Here is an 18,914-nt window from a genome sequence, read left to right on the forward strand (position 1 = left end):
ATTTTATTAATAATGCATTAACATTTTTATAATAATAACATTCTGATTTTTTTTGCAAAAAAATGACGCCGGCGGCGTCATTTTTATTATCTCTGTCAAGAATCAAGCATAGATATTTGCGCGGTCGCGTAACTCTTTGCCCGGTTTGAAGTGAGGAACGTGTTTACCTTCCAGTTCCACCTGTTCGCCGGTTTTCGGGTTACGACCTACCCGCGGTGCACGGTAGTGCAGAGAAAAACTGCCGAATCCACGGATTTCAATACGTTCGCCGTCAGCAAGCGTATTTGCCATATGCTCAAGGATCTCTTTTACTGCCTCTTCAACAACTTTAGCCGGAAGATGAGATTGTTGGCCTGCCAGCTTTTCAATCAGTTCAGATTTGGTCATATAACCTCCTGGACTACCCTGATTATCATAAAAGCAGACCGCTTGCGCGGCCTGCCGCTGCTTAATTACTCGCCTTTAGCTGCTTTGAAAGCTTCTGCCATTGCGTTGTTAGAGAAGCCAGCTTCTTCCTGTTTGTTCACAGTAGCGATAGCGTCTTTTTCATCCGCTTCGTCTTTTGCACGTACAGACAGGTTGATTACACGGTTTTTACGATCAACACCAGTGTATTTCGCTTCAACTTCATCACCAACACTCAGAACCAGAGTAGCATCTTCAACGCGGTCGCGTGAAGCTTCTGATGCACGCAGGTAACCTTCAACGCCATCCATCAGCTCAACAGTTGCGCCTTTAGCGTCTACTGCAGTTACTTTACCGGTGACGATAGTACCTTTCTTGGTAACAGCGGTGTAGTTGTTGAACGGATCTTCAGCTAACTGCTTAACGCCCAGAGAGATACGCTCGCGCTCTGCATCAACCTGCAGAACAACAGCTGCGATTTCGTCGCCTTTTTTGTATTCACGTACTGCTTCTTCGCCTGCAACGTTCCAGGAGATGTCAGACAGGTGAACCAGACCGTCGATGCCGCCATCTAAACCAATGAAGATACCGAAGTCAGTGATTGACTTGATTTTACCTTCAACGCGGTCACCTTTGTTGTGAGTTTCCGCGAACTGCTGCCATGGGTTAGATTTGCACTGTTTCAGGCCGAGGGAGATACGACGACGTTCTTCGTCGATGTCCAGAACCATAACTTCAACAACGTCGCCCACGTTAACAACTTTAGATGGGTGGATGTTTTTGTTGGTCCAGTCCATTTCAGAAACGTGTACCAGACCTTCAACGCCTTCTTCGATTTCAACGAAGCAGCCGTAGTCAGTCAGGTTGGTCACGCGACCGGTCAGACGGGTGTTCTCAGGGTAACGCTTAGCGATTGCGACCCAAGGATCTTCGCCCAGCTGTTTCAGGCCCAGAGATACGCGGGTACGTTCACGGTCGAATTTCAGCACTTTAACAGTGATTTCGTCGCCGACATTCACGATTTCGCTTGGATGTTTAACACGTTTCCACGCCATATCAGTGATATGCAGCAGACCATCAACGCCGCCCAGATCAACGAATGCACCGTAGTCAGTGAGGTTCTTAACGATACCTTTAACTTCCATGCCTTCCTGCAGGTTTTCCAGCAGCTGATCGCGCTCTGCGCTGTTTTCTGATTCGATAACTGCACGACGGGAAACAACCACGTTGTTGCGTTTCTGATCCAGCTTGATTACTTTGAACTCAAGCTCTTTGCCTTCCAGATGCGTGGTGTCACGAACAGGACGCACGTCAACCAGTGAACCCGGCAGGAACGCACGGATGCCGTTCAGTTCGACAGTGAAACCGCCTTTCACTTTACCGTTGATAACACCGGTAACAGTTTCAGCTTCTTCGTATGCTTTTTCCAGCATCAGCCATGCTTCGTGGCGTTTTGCTTTCTCGCGGGACAGAACAGTTTCACCGAAACCGTCTTCTACTGCGTCCAGAGCAACATCAACTTCGTCGCCAACCTGGATTTCCAGCTCGCCCTGAGCATTTTTGAACTGTTCTACCGGAATAGCAGATTCTGATTTCAGACCTGCGTCAACCAGAACAACGTCTTTATCGATAGCAACAACGGTACCACGGACGATAGCGCCCGGACGAGTTTCGATAGCCTGCAGGGATTCTTCAAAGAGTTGAGCAAAAGATTCAGTCATGTTTGATCTTCAAGTGTTTAAGTATTAACGTCCATTTAGCATCCGGCCGAATGGGGTTGTTTCACATACCTTGCAACATTCCTTGTCACAAAGGGGTGGCAGAAAACTGCTTCTTTGCCTTGTTCTCTGCCGGTAAAAAACTTCAACTTAACATTATAAACAAAAACGAATACAGAAACCTACTAAAAAACACGTTTTCAGTCAGATTTCCCGCAAATTTTGTTTATCATTCCGCCGTTTCTGCCAGTTTTGCCTTCGTATAACGGAGGGCTTCGGCAATAACGTCGTCAATTGACATGGTTGTTGAGTCCAGAATCAGCGCATCGCCGGCAGCGACCAGCGGGGCAACCGCACGGTTGCGGTCACGGTAATCGCGCTCTTCTATCTCAGCAAGAAGGCGGTCAAAATTAACACTAAAGCCTTTATCCTGCAACTGCTTCATCCGGCGGTGGGCGCGCTCCTGCGCACTGGCATCGAGGAAAATTTTCACCGGTGCATCCGGGAACACGACGGTACCCATGTCACGGCCGTCGGCAATCAGGCCCGGCGCCACACGGAATGCACGCTGACGGCGCAGCAGAGCTTCACGGACACGCGGGAATGCCGCGATTTGTGAGGCTGTCATGCCCACCTCTTCCTGACGGATACCCCGGCTGACATCCTCACCTTCCAGAATAATCTCAAGGCCGGATTCTTTTGCCTGAAATTTCACATCCAGATTGGCGGCCAGCGGAACCAGTGCATCTTCTGAGGTGATATCCACATGATGATGCAGTGCCGCCAGCGCCAGAACGCGGTAAATTGCGCCGGAGTCCAGTAAGTGCCATCCCATTTCGTTTGCCAGTGCGTGACAAAGTGTCCCTTTGCCCGCGCCGCTCGGGCCGTCAATGGTGATAACCGGAACATATACTGCCATGCGCGCTCTCCTGTCGCAGTCCGGCGGCCGTCACAACGGCCGCCTGAAAAAAGATGCCGGTATTATACGCATCTGTGACAACAGAGGAAACGTCCTGTGCGCGGAACAGCGCTTTTTTATTCTGACAGCGCCGCCAGTTCACTGAAGTAGCCGGGGAAGGTTTTTGCCGTGCAGCCCGGATCGAGAATCGTAACCGGGGTGTCTGACAGTGCCACCAGCGAGAAACACATGGCGATCCGGTGGTCGTTATAGGTTTCAATTTCCGCGTGCTGAAGTTTTGCCGGCGGGGTCACCTGAATGTAATCATGTCCCTCTTCCACCTGTGCACCGACTTTACGCAGTTCAGCGGCCATTGCACTGAGACGATCTGTCTCTTTCACCCGCCAGTTATAGATATTGCGGATAGTGGTTGTCCCCTCTGCAAACAGCGCGGTGGTTGCAATGGTCATCGCCGCATCCGGAATGGCGTTCATATCCATATCGATACCGTGCAGGGTATCGCGGGTGCATTCGATGTACGTGTCCGCAAACGTGACCTTCGCGCCCATCTTTTCCAGTACTGCGGCAAATTGCGTGTCACCCTGCAAACTGTTGCGCCCGATACCGGTAACCCGCACCGTGCCGCCTTTAATCGCCGCCGCCGCAAGGAAATAAGAAGCGGATGAGGCATCCCCCTCCACCAGGTACTGCCCCGGGGACTGATACTGCTGTTTTCCTTTGATCAGGAAACGGCGGTAATCTTCATTCACCACCGTAATACCAAACACGGACATCATCGCCAGTGTGATATCAATATACGGTTTGGACACCAGCTCACCGGTGATGGTGATTTCAGTGTCATTCTCTGCCGGTGGTGCCGCCATCAGCAGCGCGGTCAGAAACTGGCTGGATACCGAACCGTCCACACTGATACGGCCGCCGGTAAAGCCGCCGCGGATACGCAGCGGCGGATAACCGTCATTTTCCGGGAAATCAATCCGTGCACCGCCCTGACGCAGCGCATCAGTCAGATGGCCGATCGGACGCTCTTTCATACGCGGTTCGCCGGTCAGCGTAATATCATTATCGCCCAGACACAGTGCTGCCGTCAGCGGGCGCATCGCCGTCCCGGCATTGCCCAGGAACAATTCAATACCTTTAAATCCGCTGATCGGTTTGCCCTGACCTTCCACGATGCATTCGGTTTTGTCGTCAGAAAGCTGATAACGTATCCCCAGTTCCCGCAGTGCACTGAGCATATGGCGGATATCATCACTGTCGAGCAGGTTGATAAGGCGTGTGGTGCCCGCTGCCTGTGCCGCCAGCAGCAGTGCCCGGTTGGAGACACTCTTGGAGCCGGGCAGGTTAATCGTTCCGTTAATGCGGGCGATGGGTTGTAACGTCAGGGAATCCATACGAAATTATTCTCCGGTGTATAACATAAAAACGAAAAACGGGGCCGGATATCAATCCGGTCCCGGAAAAATGTCTGCAAAAAATCAGCTGTGACGGCTTTCAAACTCCGCCATAAATTCAGCCAGTGCGCGCACGCCTTCATACGGCATTGCGTTATAAATGGAAGCGCGCATACCGCCGGCCACTTTATGCCCTTTCAGGGAAACCAGCCCTGCGGCCTGTGCTTCGGCGAGGAACTTGCTGTCCAGTGACGGATCAGACATCTGGAACGGTACGTTCATCAGTGAACGGTTGGCTGCCGCCACGCGGTTAATGTAGAAATCACTGTGATCGACGGCTGAATAGAGCAGTTGTGCTTTGTCATAGTTGATCCGGGCAATTTCCTGTAATCCGCCCTGCTCAATCAGCCACTTAAAGACCATACCGGAGAGATACCAGGCAAAGGTCGGCGGCGTGTTGAACATGGAATCGCATCCGCTCAGCACGGTATAATCGAGGATAGACGGGGTTTCTCTGCGTGCTTTGCCCAGAAGATCCTCACGGATAATCACCAGGGTCAGCCCCGCCGGGCCGATATTTTTCTGTGCACCCGCATAAATCACCCCGAAACGGCTGACATCCAGCGGTTTTGACAGGATAGCGGACGAGTAATCTGCGATCACGATTTTATCGCCGAAGTCCGGCTCTTCGTGAATAGCAATACCATCAATAGTTTCGTTCGGGCAGTAGTGCACATAGGCTGCATCATCACTGAGCTGCCATTCGCTCATCGGCTTCACACCGATACCGTCTTCCGATTCGGTTCTGACGTTAATAATGTTCGGTGTGCAATATTTTTTTGCTTCTTCTGCCGCACATTCCGCCCAGTATCCGCCCACCACATAATCCGCTTTGGTATTCTCACCCAGCAGGTTCATCGGCAGTGCGGCAAAATGGCCGCGTGCTCCACCGTGACAGAACAGTACTTTATAGTTATCCGGTACTGCGAGGATCTGACGCAGATTATTTTCCGCTTCCTTCGCCACGGACATAAATTCTTTGCTGCGGTGGCTGATTTCCATGACTGAGGTGCCGAGCCCGCGCCAGTTGCACAGTTCCTGCTCAGCACGGCGCAGTACTTCAACCGGCAGCATAGCCGGACCGGCACTAAAATTGTATACCTGACTCATTGACCTCACCCTATCTGTAAATTAACGCCCTGTATATCCATCATATGAATACGCCCTGTCTCTCGGTTTTATCACTCCCCATCCTTCGCTGCAACGCTTATTGCATGATGGGCGGCAAACCCTTTTTATCGCCCGGCAGAATATCTGACTGCCTCTGACCATCAGATTGGGATATTATATAATGTATTTCCGGAGATACATGACGCACGGCGGAAATACAGCGGAATAACGCGGTGGTAACTTTACATTCACAAAGGTAGCCGCTGACACGAAAAATCCGTATTATGTGCGCCTTTCTTCCCCGGTATTCCTGAGTCCGCATGCAGCGGGCCGTTACAGCAATTGTGGATCCCATGACGCAAACACATACTTTTATTCCCGGCAAAGATGCCGCCCTTGAAGATTCCATCAGCCGCTTTCAGCAGAAATTACAGCAGCTGGGTTTCAATATTGAAGAAGCCTCGTGGCTCAACCCGGTGCCGAACGTCTGGTCCGTGCATATCCGTGATACCGACTGCCCGCTCTGTTTTACCAACGGTAAAGGAGCCACGAAAAAAGCTGCGCTGGCCTCTGCGCTGGGCGAGTATTTTGAGCGTCTGTCCACCAACTACTTTTTTGCCGATTTCTGGCTGGGTGAAACCATTGCCAACGGGGAGTTTGTTCACTATCCGGATGAGAAATGGTTCCCGCTGACAGACGATGATTCTCTGCCGGAAGGCATTCTCGATCAGTATCTGCGCAACTATTATGATCCGGAAAATGATTTGCAGGGCAGTCAGTTAATTGATCTGCAATCGTCCAATGAAGAGCGCGGTATCTGCGCCCTGCCGTTTACCCGTCAGTCTGACGGCAAAACGGTCTATATTCCGATGAATATCGTCGCCAACCTGTATGTGTCCAACGGTATGTCCGCCGGGAACACCCGCAATGAAGCACGGGTTCAGGGATTATCAGAAGTCTTTGAACGTTATGTGAAAAATCGCATTATTGCTGAGCGCATCAGCTTACCGGCTATCCCGGAAGACGTGCTGGCGCGTTATCCGCAGGTTGTTGAGTCAATCCGCACCCTGGAAAATGAAGGTTTCCCGATCTTCTGTTTTGATGCCTCTCTCGGTGGTCAGTACCCGGTCATCTGTGTGGTACTGTTTAACCCGGCCAACGGCACTTGCTTTGCCTCTTTCGGCGCTCATCCTGATTTCGGTGTTGCACTGGAGCGGACTGTCACTGAGCTGTTACAGGGACGCAGCCTGAAAGACCTGGATGTCTTCACTCCGCCGACATTTGATGATGAGGAAGTGGCGGATCAGACCAACCTGGAAACCCATTTTATCGATTCAAGCGGCCTGATCAGCTGGGATCTGTTCAAACAGGATGCGGATTATGATTTCGCAGACTGGCAGTTCCGCGGTACCACAGAAGAAGAATTTGCCACACTGATGGCGCAGTTCGCGGCATCCGGCCACGAAGTGTATATCGCCGATTATGAACATCTGGGTGTGTATGCCTGCCGTATCCTGGTACCGGGCATGTCCGATATTTATCCGGCGGAAGATTTGCATATGGCCAATAACGCCATGGGTATTCACCTGCGTGAAACGATTCTCGCCCTGCCGGAAAGCCGTTACAGCCCGGAAGATTATCTCTCTCTGCTGGCACAGCTGGATGAGGAAGGTCATGACGATTTCACCCGTGTCCGTGAGTTACTGGGCATTGCCGCCGGTAAAGATAACGGCTGGTCCACCCTGCGTATCGGTGAGCTGAAATCCATGCTGGCTCTGGCGGGTGGTGATACTGATCAGGCGCTGGCCTGGGTCGAGTGGACACAGGACTTCAACGCCAGTGTCCTCAGTGCTGCGCGGGCAAACTATTACCGCTGTCTGCATACCCTGTTATTACTGACGCAGGAGCCGGATCGTGACGCAGAACAGTATCTTCCTGCGTTTGCGCGCATGTACGGTCAGGAAACACTGGATGCGGCCTTAAATGCCCTGAACGGCAAAAACTGTTTCTTCGGATTATGTGCATCTGATAATAACTTAACCGCATTTCCTGCTCATCAGGCACTGCTGGCAGCTTATGAAAAACTGCAAAAAGCAAAATCGCATTTTTGGCTAAACGATAAAAATGCGATTTAATCGTCGTAAATAGCAATAAACGTAAATATTAGGTTAATTTGTTCGTTTTAAGTAACACAAAAACGACAAGTTAACCTGATTTTTTACTTTAATTAAATAAAAAACAAAAAATAAAAATATATTACAATTTTTAAAAAATTGTTTTTCCTTTATATACATAAAGTTACGTTAATTTCTCAACTTTTTCAGGGATATTTGACGATTCTCTTGAACGCCTTTATGATCCACATCAAGTTTAATTTTTTCACCCTTTGTTACTATCATTGCGTGCTATAATTATTTGGAATCAAGAGACAGTTAGCATTATGAAAACTGACGCACTTTTTAATTTATTACCTCCTGCCGCTATGGCACAAGTTGCAGACGATGTGGGTGTCTATAAAGCAACGAAATCCCCTCACATCACATATTTATCTGCATTTATGGCAGGAATTTTCATCTCAGTAGGTTTTGTCTTTTATATTACAGCCACCACCGGTACCGCAGGCATAGTGCCTTTTGGTATCGCAAAACTTATCGGTGGTTTATGTTTCTCGCTCGGTCTGATGCTGGTTGTGGTTTGCGGGGCTGACTTATTCACCTCCACCGTATTAACCAGCGTGGCAAAAGCCACCGGGCGCATCACCTGGGGACAGATGTTTGCAAACTGGACCCGCGTGTATTTCGGTAACCTGGTCGGCGCCCTCTTCTTTGTCGCCCTCATCTGGTACGCCGGACAATCAATGGCAGCCAACGGGCTGTGGGGATTAAATATCCTGCAAACAGCGGATCATAAGCTTCATCACACCTTTATTGAAGCCGTCTGTCTCGGGATTCTGGCAAACTTAATGGTTTGTCTGGCGGTATGGATGAGCTACGCAGGCCGTAGTCTGACCGATAAACTTTTAGCTTTAGTCTTACCTATCGGTATGTTTGTTGCCAGCGGATTTGAGCACAGTATCGCCAATATGTTTATGATCCCGATGGGGATTGTGATTAAAAATTTTGCACCTCCTGAATTCTGGACTATGGTTGGTTCGTCGCCTGAACAGTTTCCGTCCCTGACAGTTTCTGATTTTGTGATTAACAACCTGATTCCGGTCACCATCGGTAACATCATTGGTGGTGCAGTTTTAGTAGGTCTGACTTATTGGCTGATTCATTTACGCGGTGACCAGAAGCATTAATCTCTGTTTATCACGACTGAATTTCTAAGTTCCATTGTTAAAAGGTAAAGTATCATGTCAGAATTAAATGAAAAATTCGCTTCAGCATGGCAAGGCTTTAATCTGGGTGACTGGTCACAGGAAGTTAACGTCCGTGACTTTATCCAGAAAAACTACACCCCATATGAAGGCGATGAGTCTTTCTTAGCAGGCGCTACAGATGCAACAACCGCACTGTGGACTACTGTCATGGAAGGCATCAAAATCGAAAACAGCACCCATGCTCCTGTCGATTTTGACACTGATCTGCCGTCTACTATCACTTCTCACGATGCCGGTTACATCAACAAAGATTTAGAAAAAGTTGTTGGTCTGCAGACTGAAAAACCTCTGAAACGTGCAATGCTGCCGTTCGGTGGTATCCGTATGATCGAAGGTTCATGCAAAGCTTACGGCCGCGAAATGAACCCGGAAATCGAAAAAATCTTCACCGATTACCGTAAAACTCACAACCAGGGTGTGTTCGACGTTTATACTCCGGACATCATCCGCTGCCGTAAATCCGGTGTTCTGACCGGTCTGCCTGACGCATACGGCCGTGGTCGTATCATCGGTGACTACCGTCGTGTTGCACTGTACGGTATCGACTTCCTGATGAAAGACAAATTCGCACAGTTCACTTCTCTGCAGGCTAAATTAGAAAGCGGCGAAGATCTGCGTGAAACTATCCAGCTGCGTGAAGAAATCGCAGAACAGCACCGTGCATTAGGCCAGATGAAAGAAATGGCTGCCAAATACGGTCTGGATATCTCCCGTCCTGCTGCTAACGCTCAGGAAGCTGCACAGTGGACTTACTTCGGCTACCTGGCTGCTGTTAAGTCTCAGAACGGTGCTGCAATGTCCTTCGGCCGTGTTTCTACTTTCCTGGATGTTTACATTCAGCGTGACCTGGAACAAGGCAAAATCACTGAAGTTGAAGCTCAGGAAATCGTTGACCACCTGATCATGAAACTGCGTATGGTCCGCTTCCTGCGTACCCCTGAGTATGATGAACTGTTCTCCGGTGACCCAATCTGGGCAACAGAATCTCTGGCAGGTATGGGTACCGACGGCCGTACTCTGGTAACCAAAAACAGCTTCCGTTTCCTGAATACCCTGTACACCATGGGTCCTTCACCGGAACCAAACATGACCATCCTGTGGTCTGAAAAACTGCCTCTGAACTTCAAACGTTATGCCGCTAAAGTGTCTATCGATACCTCTTCTGTACAGTATGAGAACGATGACCTGATGCGTCCTGACTTTGATAACGATGACTACGCAATCGCATGCTGCGTGAGCCCGATGATCGTCGGTAAACAAATGCAGTTCTTCGGTGCCCGTGCAAACATGGCTAAAACCCTGCTGTATGCAATCAACGGCGGTGTTGACGAAAAACTGAAAATCCAGGTTGGTCCTAAACACGAACCAATTCACTCAGATGTTCTGGATTACGACGTTGTTATGGCTCGTCTGGACGAATTCATGGACTGGCTGGCAACTAACTATGTAACTGCACTGAACTGCATCCACTATATGCACGACAAGTACAGCTACGAAGCAGCTCTGATGGCTCTGCATGACCGTGACGTATATCGTACTATGGCATGTGGTATCGCAGGTCTGTCTGTTGCAGCTGACTCCCTGTCTGCTATCAAATATGCGAAAGTAAGCCCGATTATTGACGAAAGCGGCCTGGCCATTGACTTCAAAATCGAAGGTGAATATCCGCAGTTCGGTAACAACGACTCCCGTGTTGATGACATCGCATGTGACATCGTTGAACGTTTCATGAAGAAAATTCAGAAACACCACATGTACCGTAACGCAGTACCTACACAGTCAATTCTGACCATCACTTCTAACGTTGTGTATGGTAAGAAAACCGGTAACACCCCTGACGGCCGTCGCGCAGGCGCTCCGTTCGGACCAGGTGCTAACCCTATGCACGGCCGTGACCAGAAAGGTGCTGTTGCCTCTCTGACTTCCGTTGCCAAACTGCCGTTTGCTTACGCGAAAGATGGTATTTCTTACACCTTCTCTATCGTACCAAACGCATTAGGTAAAGATGACGATGTTCGTCGTACTAACCTGGCAGGCCTGATGGATGGTTACTTCCACCACGAATCAAGCATCGAAGGTGGTCAGCATCTGAACGTGAACGTAATGAACCGCGAAATGCTGTTAGAAGCAATGGAAAATCCTGAGAAATATCCTCAGCTGACTATCCGTGTTTCTGGTTACGCAGTTCGTTTCAACTCACTGACTAAAGAACAGCAGAAAGACGTTATTACCCGTACATTCACAAAATCCATGTAATTTGTGCGGTAACCATTTGCTGTCTTATTAAAATAACTTAAACTAAAAGGCCCCTCTGTTTCGGGGCCTTTATTATAACTGGTCAGTTTTGGAGTAATCCTGTCATGTCAGTATTAGGTCGTATTCACTCATTTGAATCCTGCGGGACCGTTGATGGTCCGGGCATTCGTTTTATCGTCTTTTTCCAGGGCTGTCTGATGCGTTGCCTGTATTGCCATAACCGCGATACATGGGATCTGCATGACGGTCAGGAAGTCACTGTCGACGAGTTAATGAAAGAAGCGGTCACTTACCGTCACTTTATGAATGCATCCGGCGGTGGTGTGACAGCATCCGGTGGTGAAGCGATACTGCAGGCTGAGTTCGTGCGTGACTGGTTCCGTGAATGTAAAAAAGAAGGTATTCACACCTGCCTGGATACCAATGGTTTTGTCCGCCGTTATGACCCTGTCATCGATGAGCTGATGGAAGTGACGGATTTGGTTATGCTGGATTTAAAACAACTCGATGACAGCATCCACCAGAATTTAGTCGGTGTATCCAATCACCGTACATTACAGTTCGCCCGTTATCTCGCTGAACGGAATCAGAAAACCTGGGTACGCTATGTTGTCGTGCCGGGCTGGTCTGATGATGAGCATTCTGCCCACCTTCTCGGTGATTTCACCAAAGATATGAAGAATATCGAGAAGATTGAACTGCTGCCTTACCATGAGTTAGGAAAGCATAAGTGGACGGCAATGAATGAAGAATACAAACTTGATGGTGTTAAGCCGCCGTCAAAAGAGACCATGGAAAAAGTGAAATCCATCCTGGAAAGCTATGGTCATAAAGTGATGTATTAAGTTATTTCACTGTTATTGCTGACAGCACACTCCGGTGTGCTGTTTTTATTTGCGCCGCAGGTAAACGGGTTCACTCAATTTCGCTGAATATTTTTTTCAGCAGATCAGGATTATTCAGTGTGAAAAGATGCAAGCGTCCTGATTCTGATAACGCAGAGCGGATAAAGAAACGGGTCAGCGCTATGCCCTCGTCAGTCACTGACACGAGTGACGGATCAGAAATCGTTTTCCTGATCCATGACGGATAACCGATGCCGTTTGCTTTTGTGAACTTTTCAATAAAGCTGAAATTAACCAGCGGAAAGAGCGACGGGACAATCCTGATATCATGACCGCCGGTCTGTTTAAGATATGAAATGGCATCACTGTTCAGACAAAACTGGCAAATAAACTCCCGGATACCAAACCCGGCTTTTTCCTTAATCCAATACCGCTCTTCTGCCGGTGATACGGTTTCTTTATGGAAATCCGGATAAATCGCCGCTCGTATTTCCGCCTCCCTGAAATTTTCACGGCAATACCGTATCAGGTCAATTGCATAGTTAAATGATTTTTCCGCACCGGGAATATGTTTATCCCCCCTGATAAGAAAGAAGCTGCTTATCCCCGCATTTATATATCTGCTGAGAATACAGTCAAGTTCACACTCATCTTTATTATTTATCGCAATATGCGGAATAATTTTTTTGCCTGTATATTGCTTCAGTACCATACAGGTATCAAATGTCGCTGCCTGAGGCATCATACCAATTTCTGTATTTACCGTATAAAATAACGGATTAAGTGTCTCTGTAAATTCAATTAATGATTTTAATAATTTAACTCCATTATTATTTTCTGAAACAGCATTAATTTCAAAACTTATTCCATTCATTATTCCGCGATTGTCCCTTTCTGTAAAAACACCGTAAAACAGAAATATATTCTGTCCCTCCGCCTGGTTGTAACCATTTCTTACATATTTTCTGCCGGTTTTCCACCCTTCTTTTTTAAACCACGTTATTTCCCGTAATGCTATCTGAAGAGTGAATGGTCTTTTTTCCGGAAAATTGACTGTTGCAGTAGTGCTCCTGAACAACTCGTTTATCCTTTGTTTCAGTTATCAGACAACACCAAGAACTAAAAATAAACAATAAATCAGAATTTAAATCCAATAAATTGTGTTATTTTAGTTTATTGATTCACAAAACGCATCATTTCACAGTACCCGGGGTAATTTAATCCGCAATCTAAACAAAAACTAAAGCACATCGCCGCTCAAATAGATCTGATCAATAAAGCCCAATACAATTATCACGAGTTAAACGAAAGGCATGATATGCACGTCGTGACACCTTAATTAAATAACCGACTGATAATCAAATTTACTTTAAATACTACCGAGGTTTTCAATGAGCGTTAAAAAAACTCTGTTAATTGCATCTGTCGTTGCAACTTCATTTTCCGGTAATGTCTTTGCCGCAGAGAATGTCAATACAACCGGCATGATCCACTTTAAAGGCCAGTTTATTGATTCCACCTGCCAGGTGGAAACCAATAATGAGAATAAAACCGAAGGCACTGTGCAGTTAGGTACCTGGATGACGCAGGCATTCTCAAAGAGCGGTGAAAAAACAGAGGCCACCCCGTTCACTATCGGCCTGAGCGGATGCCCGGCAACCCTGGGTAAAGCCCGCGTTACGTTCGGCGGCACAGAGCATGCAGATAATGCCGACCTGTATAAAGTCGATAATGCAACCGGCGTCGGCATCGGTATTACCGGCAGTGCCACCAGCGAAACCTTTTACCGCCCGAACACCGAAGCCGACGGTATTACGCTGGGTAAAGATAACAGAGGCCAGAAAACCTATTACGCCCGTTATATGACAACCGCAGATACAGTAACCCCCGGCACCGCAAATGCTGATGTTACCGTTACCGTCCAGTACAACCAGTAATTACTTTTGAAGGGGGCGCCTGCTCCCTCTTTTTACCGGAGTTCATTATGAAAAAATCACTGGCTACATTATTTCTTCTGAGCACCGCAGTTTCTGCGGCCAATGCAAGCGTTGTTCTGGGCGGAACCCGCGTTATTTATGAAGGTAATAAAAAAGAAGCCTCCATTACCGTCAGAAACGATGAAAAAACACCCTATCTTGTTCAGTCATGGATAAATAATTTCGATGACAATAATACGGCTAAACCACCATTTTCCGTGACACCACCGCTGTTCAGAATTGAGCCGGAATCAGCGAATGCCGTACGGGTTGTATTAACGTCACCGGGACTTCCGGAAGACAGAGAATCTGTTTACTGGCTGAATGTAAAATCTATTCCGCCGTCAGATCCTGCAGCGACAAATAATCTGACTATTTCAGTCAATAACAAAATAAAGCTGATTTACCGCCCGGCCGGATTACCATCCGCAGATGCGGCAACTGCCTATACACAACTGCATTTTGAAAAGAAAGGCAATGTATTACAGGCCACAAACCCGACACCTTATTATGTGTCATTTGGTGAATTAAAAGCCGATAATCAGGAAATTGAACATTCCGGAATGGTACCGCCGAAAGGAACCGCATCATGGAATATCAATGGTGTTCAGGTAAACAGTGTGACCTGGAATGCCGTTAATGATTACGGATCAATAACAGAAAATAAAACCCAGTCATTAAATTAATCGCCGGATAGTTATTTATTATTCATTACGCCACAGAGATTAAAACAATGAAGTTCACCTGTGAAATGCCTTATCGGAATGCTGATAATGCCGGATACCGTTTTCGGTTAAACAGAATTGCTGTTGTCGTTACCGCGCTGGTTTTCAGTGCCGGCAGCAGTATTTCTTTTGCCGAAGACTATTTCAGCGTTAATTCACTCAGCATGACTGAAGGGCAGAATATCGCAGATCTTCAGAGTCTGGATCAATTTGCGGCACCGGGCGGACAACTGCCTGGCGATTATCATGTGGATATTATTGTTAACGGTGTTGTTATTGATGCCCGCACAATTACCTTTACCGGAAATAACGACAACAATGGCCTGACACCGGTTCTGACCAAAGCAGATCTGGCATTATGGGGCATTAATACTGAGGCTCTCCCTGAGCTGGCTGCACTGCCGCCGGAACAGGAAATCACCGCTGTCAGCCGCTATATTCCGGATGCATCGGTTACACCGGAAATTAACCATCAGCGTCTGCTGATCTCTGTTCCGCAGATAGCTATGAATAATACGGTTGCCGGTGGTATTCCCGAAGCACAATGGGAAAACGGGGTCACTGCATTTATCCTGAATTACTATTACAGCGGTTCAAATAATCACAATAACCATACTCCGGATACCGATGCCCATTATCTTAATTTACGCAGTGGTCTGAATCTCGGGGCATGGCGCATAAATAATTACTCAGCGTATTCGGTCAGCGCCGGTGAAAAGAAATGGCAGAATATTGATACCAGCCTGGAACGTGGTATTAACTTCATAAAATCACGGCTGATTATCGGCGATTCATCCACACCCGGCGATATTTTTGACGGCTTTCAGTTCCGCGGCTTACAACTGCAAAGTGATGAATCCATGATGCCCGATGCCATGAAAGGCTTTGCCCCCGTAATTCGTGGTATTGCTCAGTCGAATGCGGAAGTGACCGTCAGACAGAACGGTTATGTTATCTATCAGACATATGTTGCGCCGGGTGCATTTGAAATAAACGATCTCCACCCGACAGGCACCAACGGTGATTTAACCCTGGTTATCAAAGAAGCTGACGGTACAGAACGTACCAGTATCGTACCTTTCTCGTCCGTTGCCATTATGCAGCGTGAGGGACAGTTACGTTATTCCCTGACCGGCGGTAAATTCAGAGCTGCGGGTGACGGCAAAGAGCCGGATTTTTTTCAGGGCACCCTGATTTATGGTCTGCCGAAAGGCGTCACCGCCTATACCGGCACAATTTTAGCGGATAACTATCAGTCCCTGGCTGCCGGAGCCGGTATCAATATGGGGAATTTCGGGGCGTTTTCCGCCGATGTCACCCATGCAGGCACCCGTCAGTTACGCGGCAGCGAATCCCGTGACAGCGGCCGTTCTTACCGTGTTCAGTATTCAAAGAATATGATGACCACAGGCACATCCGTTACCCTGGCAAATTACCGCTATTCCACAGACGGTTACTATTCCTTTGAAGAGGCCAATAAGAACCGCGCAGAGCTGTACCGTGACAGTAAAAAGAACCGCATACAGGTAACAATCAGCCAGTCGCTGGATGAATACGGCAGCGTTTACCTGAGTGCCTATCAGCAGGATTACCGGAACCGTGCCGGTAAAGAGCGTTCTGCCGGTGCCGGATACAACAACAGCTATGAGGGGATCAGTTATAACCTCAGCTACAGCTATTCAGATAATGCTTATCAGCATAAAGCAGATAACCAATTTTCATTTTCCGTGAGTATTCCGTTAACTACGGCAGCAGGCAGTAATGCCAGCTTTAATACCTCGGTAACAACAGATAACAGCGGACGCAGCGATATGATGGCGGGTATCAGCGGCAACTTATCCGGCGATAACCGTTTCAGTTATTCCGTTCAGCAATCCTATGCCAATAAAGGTACCGGCGCGGGCGGTAATGCCTCGGCCTCTTACCGTGGCAGTTACGGTGTCGCCAATGCCGGGTACAGCTATGACAAAAACTCACAGCGTCTGAATTACGGCTTAACCGGAGCAGTTATCGCTCATCCTTACGGCGTCACATTATCACAGCCGGTCTATGACGCATTTGCGATCGTCCGTGCACCGGGTGCGGAAAATGTCGCCGTGACCAACCGGAACGGTGTATCTACTGACCGGCGCGGTTATGCAATCGTACCTTACCTGAATGCCTATACAAAAAATGAAGTCGCCCTGGATGTCAGCAGTCTGCCGGCTAATGTGGAACTGAAATCAAACACTGTCAGCGTTGTGCCGACCAAAGGTGCTGCCGTCGTAATCAATTATCAGACACATGTGGGCTACCGCATCCTCTTTACGATCACCAAAGACGGTTCTCCTGTGCCGTTTGGTGCAGTTGCATCGTCAGAACAGAATAGTGGCAACGACAACAGCACCGGTATTGCCGATGAGAACGGTGATGTTTACCTCAGCGGTATGCCGGAAAAAGGCCGGATAAATATCCAGTGGGGCAACAGCCCGGACAAACAGTGCCGTGCCGCCTATCAGCTGACCCAATCACAGACTGAGCAGCATCTGCCGGTTGTCCCTGTTACCTGTCATTGAGAGGTATAACGATGAACTATACAAAACACTTATTTTCCGGTCTGTGTGCAGGGCTGCTTTCTTTTCAGGCTGCTGCCTATACCGATATTGCTCATATGATCAGTGTCACCATTGACAGCCCCGCACAACAGCAGCCTGTCGGAACAACGCTCGGTCACTGGCAGGATTTAAGCTCATCAATAAATTGTGATTCGCCCATAGCGCCGGATACTTACCGCTTCAGCAATAACGGCTATACCACAACCGGCGTGACACTGTCTGACGACGGAAAACGCTATCCGGTGTTTAAGACATACCTTGAAGGTGTCGGCGTGGCACTCGCTGTACGTGAAAGAGGCACATCAGCCTGGCATCCTGTCACCGAAAACCAGACAAGCGTTTCACTGAATAAATCAGACAGTAATATAATATTTGAAGTAAAAGGCATTTATGTGAAAACCCAAAAAACGTTAGTGCCGACAAAAGTTACACAGGAGGTCAGTCTGGTGAAGATCTCCTGTATGTTTTCCAGCTCATCCGTAAGCATGCCGATAGAATTATCCGTACGCAGTAACGGAGCCACACAGAAAGCAGAAACCTGTAATGTCACCAATAAAACCCAGTCGGTTTATCTCGGTACGCATGAGCTGACGGCGGTCAGAAAATTAAAAGTGGGTCAGAATTTTGGCCATGCCCGTGCCGGGCTTACCGTGAAATGTGACGCGGGAATGAATGTCTATTTTACACTCGGTGATCACCTGCATTCCGGAAACATCAATACTGATACCCTCTTTCTTGAAAATCACAATACCAATCCGGGATTTGCGGTACAGATATTCGAACCGGAAAAATCAGAGCCCTATAAATTAGGCGGTGATAAAAAAACCGGTTCGGCACATCAGTATCCGTTTTATAAAACCGGCAACAGCAGCGCAGAGACCATCACAAAATATCTGGATTTTAAATATGTAAAATTATCAGATGATGTCAAAGCCACTGAAGGGAATGCGCAGGCAACAATTACTCTTATCTATAAATAACAGGTAAAAATAATGAAAATAATACGCTCTGTTTTTTTATACCTGCTGTTTTTATCGTCATATTCCGCGGCGGATACGAATGTAAAAGTGAATTACAGCGGCTCCATAAAAATACCGGCATGTGATATTACAACCCATAATACCAATGTTGAGCTGGGAACGTGGTTATTAACCGGTAACGGCAGTAATTTTCCCGCCGGCAGCACCACTGACTGGACTGAATTTGAACTTATTTTTAACTGTCACAGCAGTATGAGCCGGATTGCCGGTTCACTTCAGGGAGCAGCGGCGTCAGATAACAGATCATTTGAATTGGATAAGATCACCGGTGCAGCCACCGGCATGGCAATTCAGATTGAGTATTTTTCTGCACAAACTAACCGCTGGGAGCCGGCTGACGCCAATAAAATCAATCAGTTTCTTGCCATGAAACAGACTCAGGCCGGGACAAACAGTCTGAAATTCCGGGCCCGTTATAAGCAGCTGGCCGCAAAGGCCACGACCGGAAAAGCAAATGCGTCCGTGACATTCGTTGTGGAAAATAAATAAG

General features: G+C 47.9%; 15 protein-coding genes. 9 read left to right on the forward strand and 6 right to left on the reverse strand.

The features are described 5' to 3' along the window. Positions 1 to 102: 102 nt before the first annotated feature. The 5 genes from ihfB to serC all read right to left on the reverse strand — a co-directional run bounded on the left by ihfB (position 103) and on the right by serC (position 5,606). Positions 103 to 387, reverse strand: a complete 285-nt coding sequence (gene ihfB / locus R5268_RS02920) for an integration host factor subunit beta (RefSeq protein ID WP_004235823.1) — start codon at positions 385 to 387, stop codon at positions 103 to 105. Positions 388 to 452: 65 nt separating this feature from the next. Next, the gene (gene rpsA, locus R5268_RS02925) at positions 453 to 2,126 is read right to left on the reverse strand and encodes a 30S ribosomal protein S1 (protein WP_317418711.1); all 1,674 of its coding nucleotides are present in this window, start codon (positions 2,124 to 2,126) and stop codon (positions 453 to 455) included. Positions 2,127 to 2,352: 226 nt separating this feature from the next. Continuing rightward, a complete protein-coding gene (cmk, locus tag R5268_RS02930) occupies positions 2,353 to 3,042 on the reverse strand; it encodes a (d)CMP kinase (protein WP_107678231.1) in 690 nt (229 codons plus the stop codon). A 116-nt stretch (positions 3,043 to 3,158) separates the two neighbouring features. Further along, positions 3,159 to 4,436, reverse strand: a complete 1,278-nt coding sequence (gene aroA / locus R5268_RS02935) for a 3-phosphoshikimate 1-carboxyvinyltransferase (RefSeq protein WP_052926165.1) — start codon at positions 4,434 to 4,436, stop codon at positions 3,159 to 3,161. Positions 4,437 to 4,520: 84 nt separating this feature from the next. Further along, positions 4,521 to 5,606 (reverse strand): 3-phosphoserine/phosphohydroxythreonine transaminase, encoded by a 1,086-nt coding sequence (gene serC / locus R5268_RS02940; protein WP_218455280.1) that lies wholly within the window; start codon positions 5,604 to 5,606, stop codon positions 4,521 to 4,523. Between the two features lie 353 nt (positions 5,607 to 5,959). Here serC and ycaO point away from each other — a divergent pair, with 353 nt between their 5' ends. The 4 genes from ycaO to pflA all read left to right on the forward strand — a co-directional run bounded on the left by ycaO (position 5,960) and on the right by pflA (position 12,089). Continuing rightward, positions 5,960 to 7,741 carry a 30S ribosomal protein S12 methylthiotransferase accessory factor YcaO gene (gene ycaO, locus R5268_RS02945; RefSeq protein WP_218455279.1) on the forward strand — a complete coding sequence of 594 codons (1,782 nt, stop codon included), beginning with the start codon at positions 5,960 to 5,962 and terminating at the stop codon, positions 7,739 to 7,741. A 305-nt stretch (positions 7,742 to 8,046) separates the two neighbouring features. Continuing rightward, the gene (gene focA, locus R5268_RS02950; protein ID WP_218455278.1) at positions 8,047 to 8,907 is read left to right on the forward strand and encodes a formate transporter FocA; all 861 of its coding nucleotides are present in this window, start codon (positions 8,047 to 8,049) and stop codon (positions 8,905 to 8,907) included. A 54-nt stretch (positions 8,908 to 8,961) separates the two neighbouring features. Beyond that, complete coding sequence (pflB, locus tag R5268_RS02955) at positions 8,962 to 11,244, forward strand: formate C-acetyltransferase (RefSeq protein WP_166707326.1); 2,283 nt, start codon at positions 8,962 to 8,964, stop codon at positions 11,242 to 11,244. A 104-nt stretch (positions 11,245 to 11,348) separates the two neighbouring features. Continuing rightward, on the forward strand, positions 11,349 to 12,089 hold the full coding sequence (pflA, locus tag R5268_RS02960) for a pyruvate formate lyase 1-activating protein (RefSeq protein ID WP_004235814.1): 741 nt from the start codon (positions 11,349 to 11,351) through the stop codon (positions 12,087 to 12,089). Positions 12,090 to 12,159: 70 nt separating this feature from the next. On the opposite strand, the gene R5268_RS02965 is transcribed toward pflA, so the two are convergent. Further along, positions 12,160 to 12,963 carry a methylenetetrahydrofolate reductase gene (locus R5268_RS02965; protein WP_317418710.1) on the reverse strand — a complete coding sequence of 268 codons (804 nt, stop codon included), beginning with the start codon at positions 12,961 to 12,963 and terminating at the stop codon, positions 12,160 to 12,162. Positions 12,964 to 13,480: 517 nt separating this feature from the next. On the opposite strand from R5268_RS02965, the gene R5268_RS02970 reads away from it, so the two are divergent. The 5 genes from R5268_RS02970 (at position 13,481) to R5268_RS02990 (ending at position 18,913) form a co-directional block, all read left to right on the forward strand. Further along, positions 13,481 to 14,026 carry a fimbrial protein gene (locus R5268_RS02970; RefSeq protein WP_046893838.1) on the forward strand — a complete coding sequence of 182 codons (546 nt, stop codon included), beginning with the start codon at positions 13,481 to 13,483 and terminating at the stop codon, positions 14,024 to 14,026. Between the two features lie 47 nt (positions 14,027 to 14,073). Further along, positions 14,074 to 14,751, forward strand: coding sequence for a molecular chaperone (locus tag R5268_RS02975; RefSeq protein ID WP_317418709.1), 678 nt, complete (start codon positions 14,074 to 14,076; stop codon positions 14,749 to 14,751). A gap of 65 nt (positions 14,752 to 14,816) precedes the next feature. Then, positions 14,817 to 17,345: a fimbria/pilus outer membrane usher protein gene (locus R5268_RS02980; protein ID WP_317418708.1), complete on the forward strand. Its 2,529-nt coding sequence runs from the start codon at positions 14,817 to 14,819 to the stop codon at positions 17,343 to 17,345. 11 nt (positions 17,346 to 17,356) lie between these two features. After that, entirely contained in the window at positions 17,357 to 18,364 is a 1,008-nt protein-coding gene (locus tag R5268_RS02985) for a fimbrial protein (protein WP_218455275.1), read from the forward strand. Positions 18,365 to 18,376: 12 nt separating this feature from the next. Further along, the gene (locus R5268_RS02990; protein ID WP_218455274.1) at positions 18,377 to 18,913 is read left to right on the forward strand and encodes a fimbrial protein; all 537 of its coding nucleotides are present in this window, start codon (positions 18,377 to 18,379) and stop codon (positions 18,911 to 18,913) included. Position 18,914 lies beyond the last annotated feature (1 nt).

The organism is Morganella sp. BCCO 40_0007 (genome assembly GCF_032989665.1).
Classification (GTDB): domain Bacteria; phylum Pseudomonadota; class Gammaproteobacteria; order Enterobacterales; family Enterobacteriaceae; genus Morganella; species Morganella sibonii.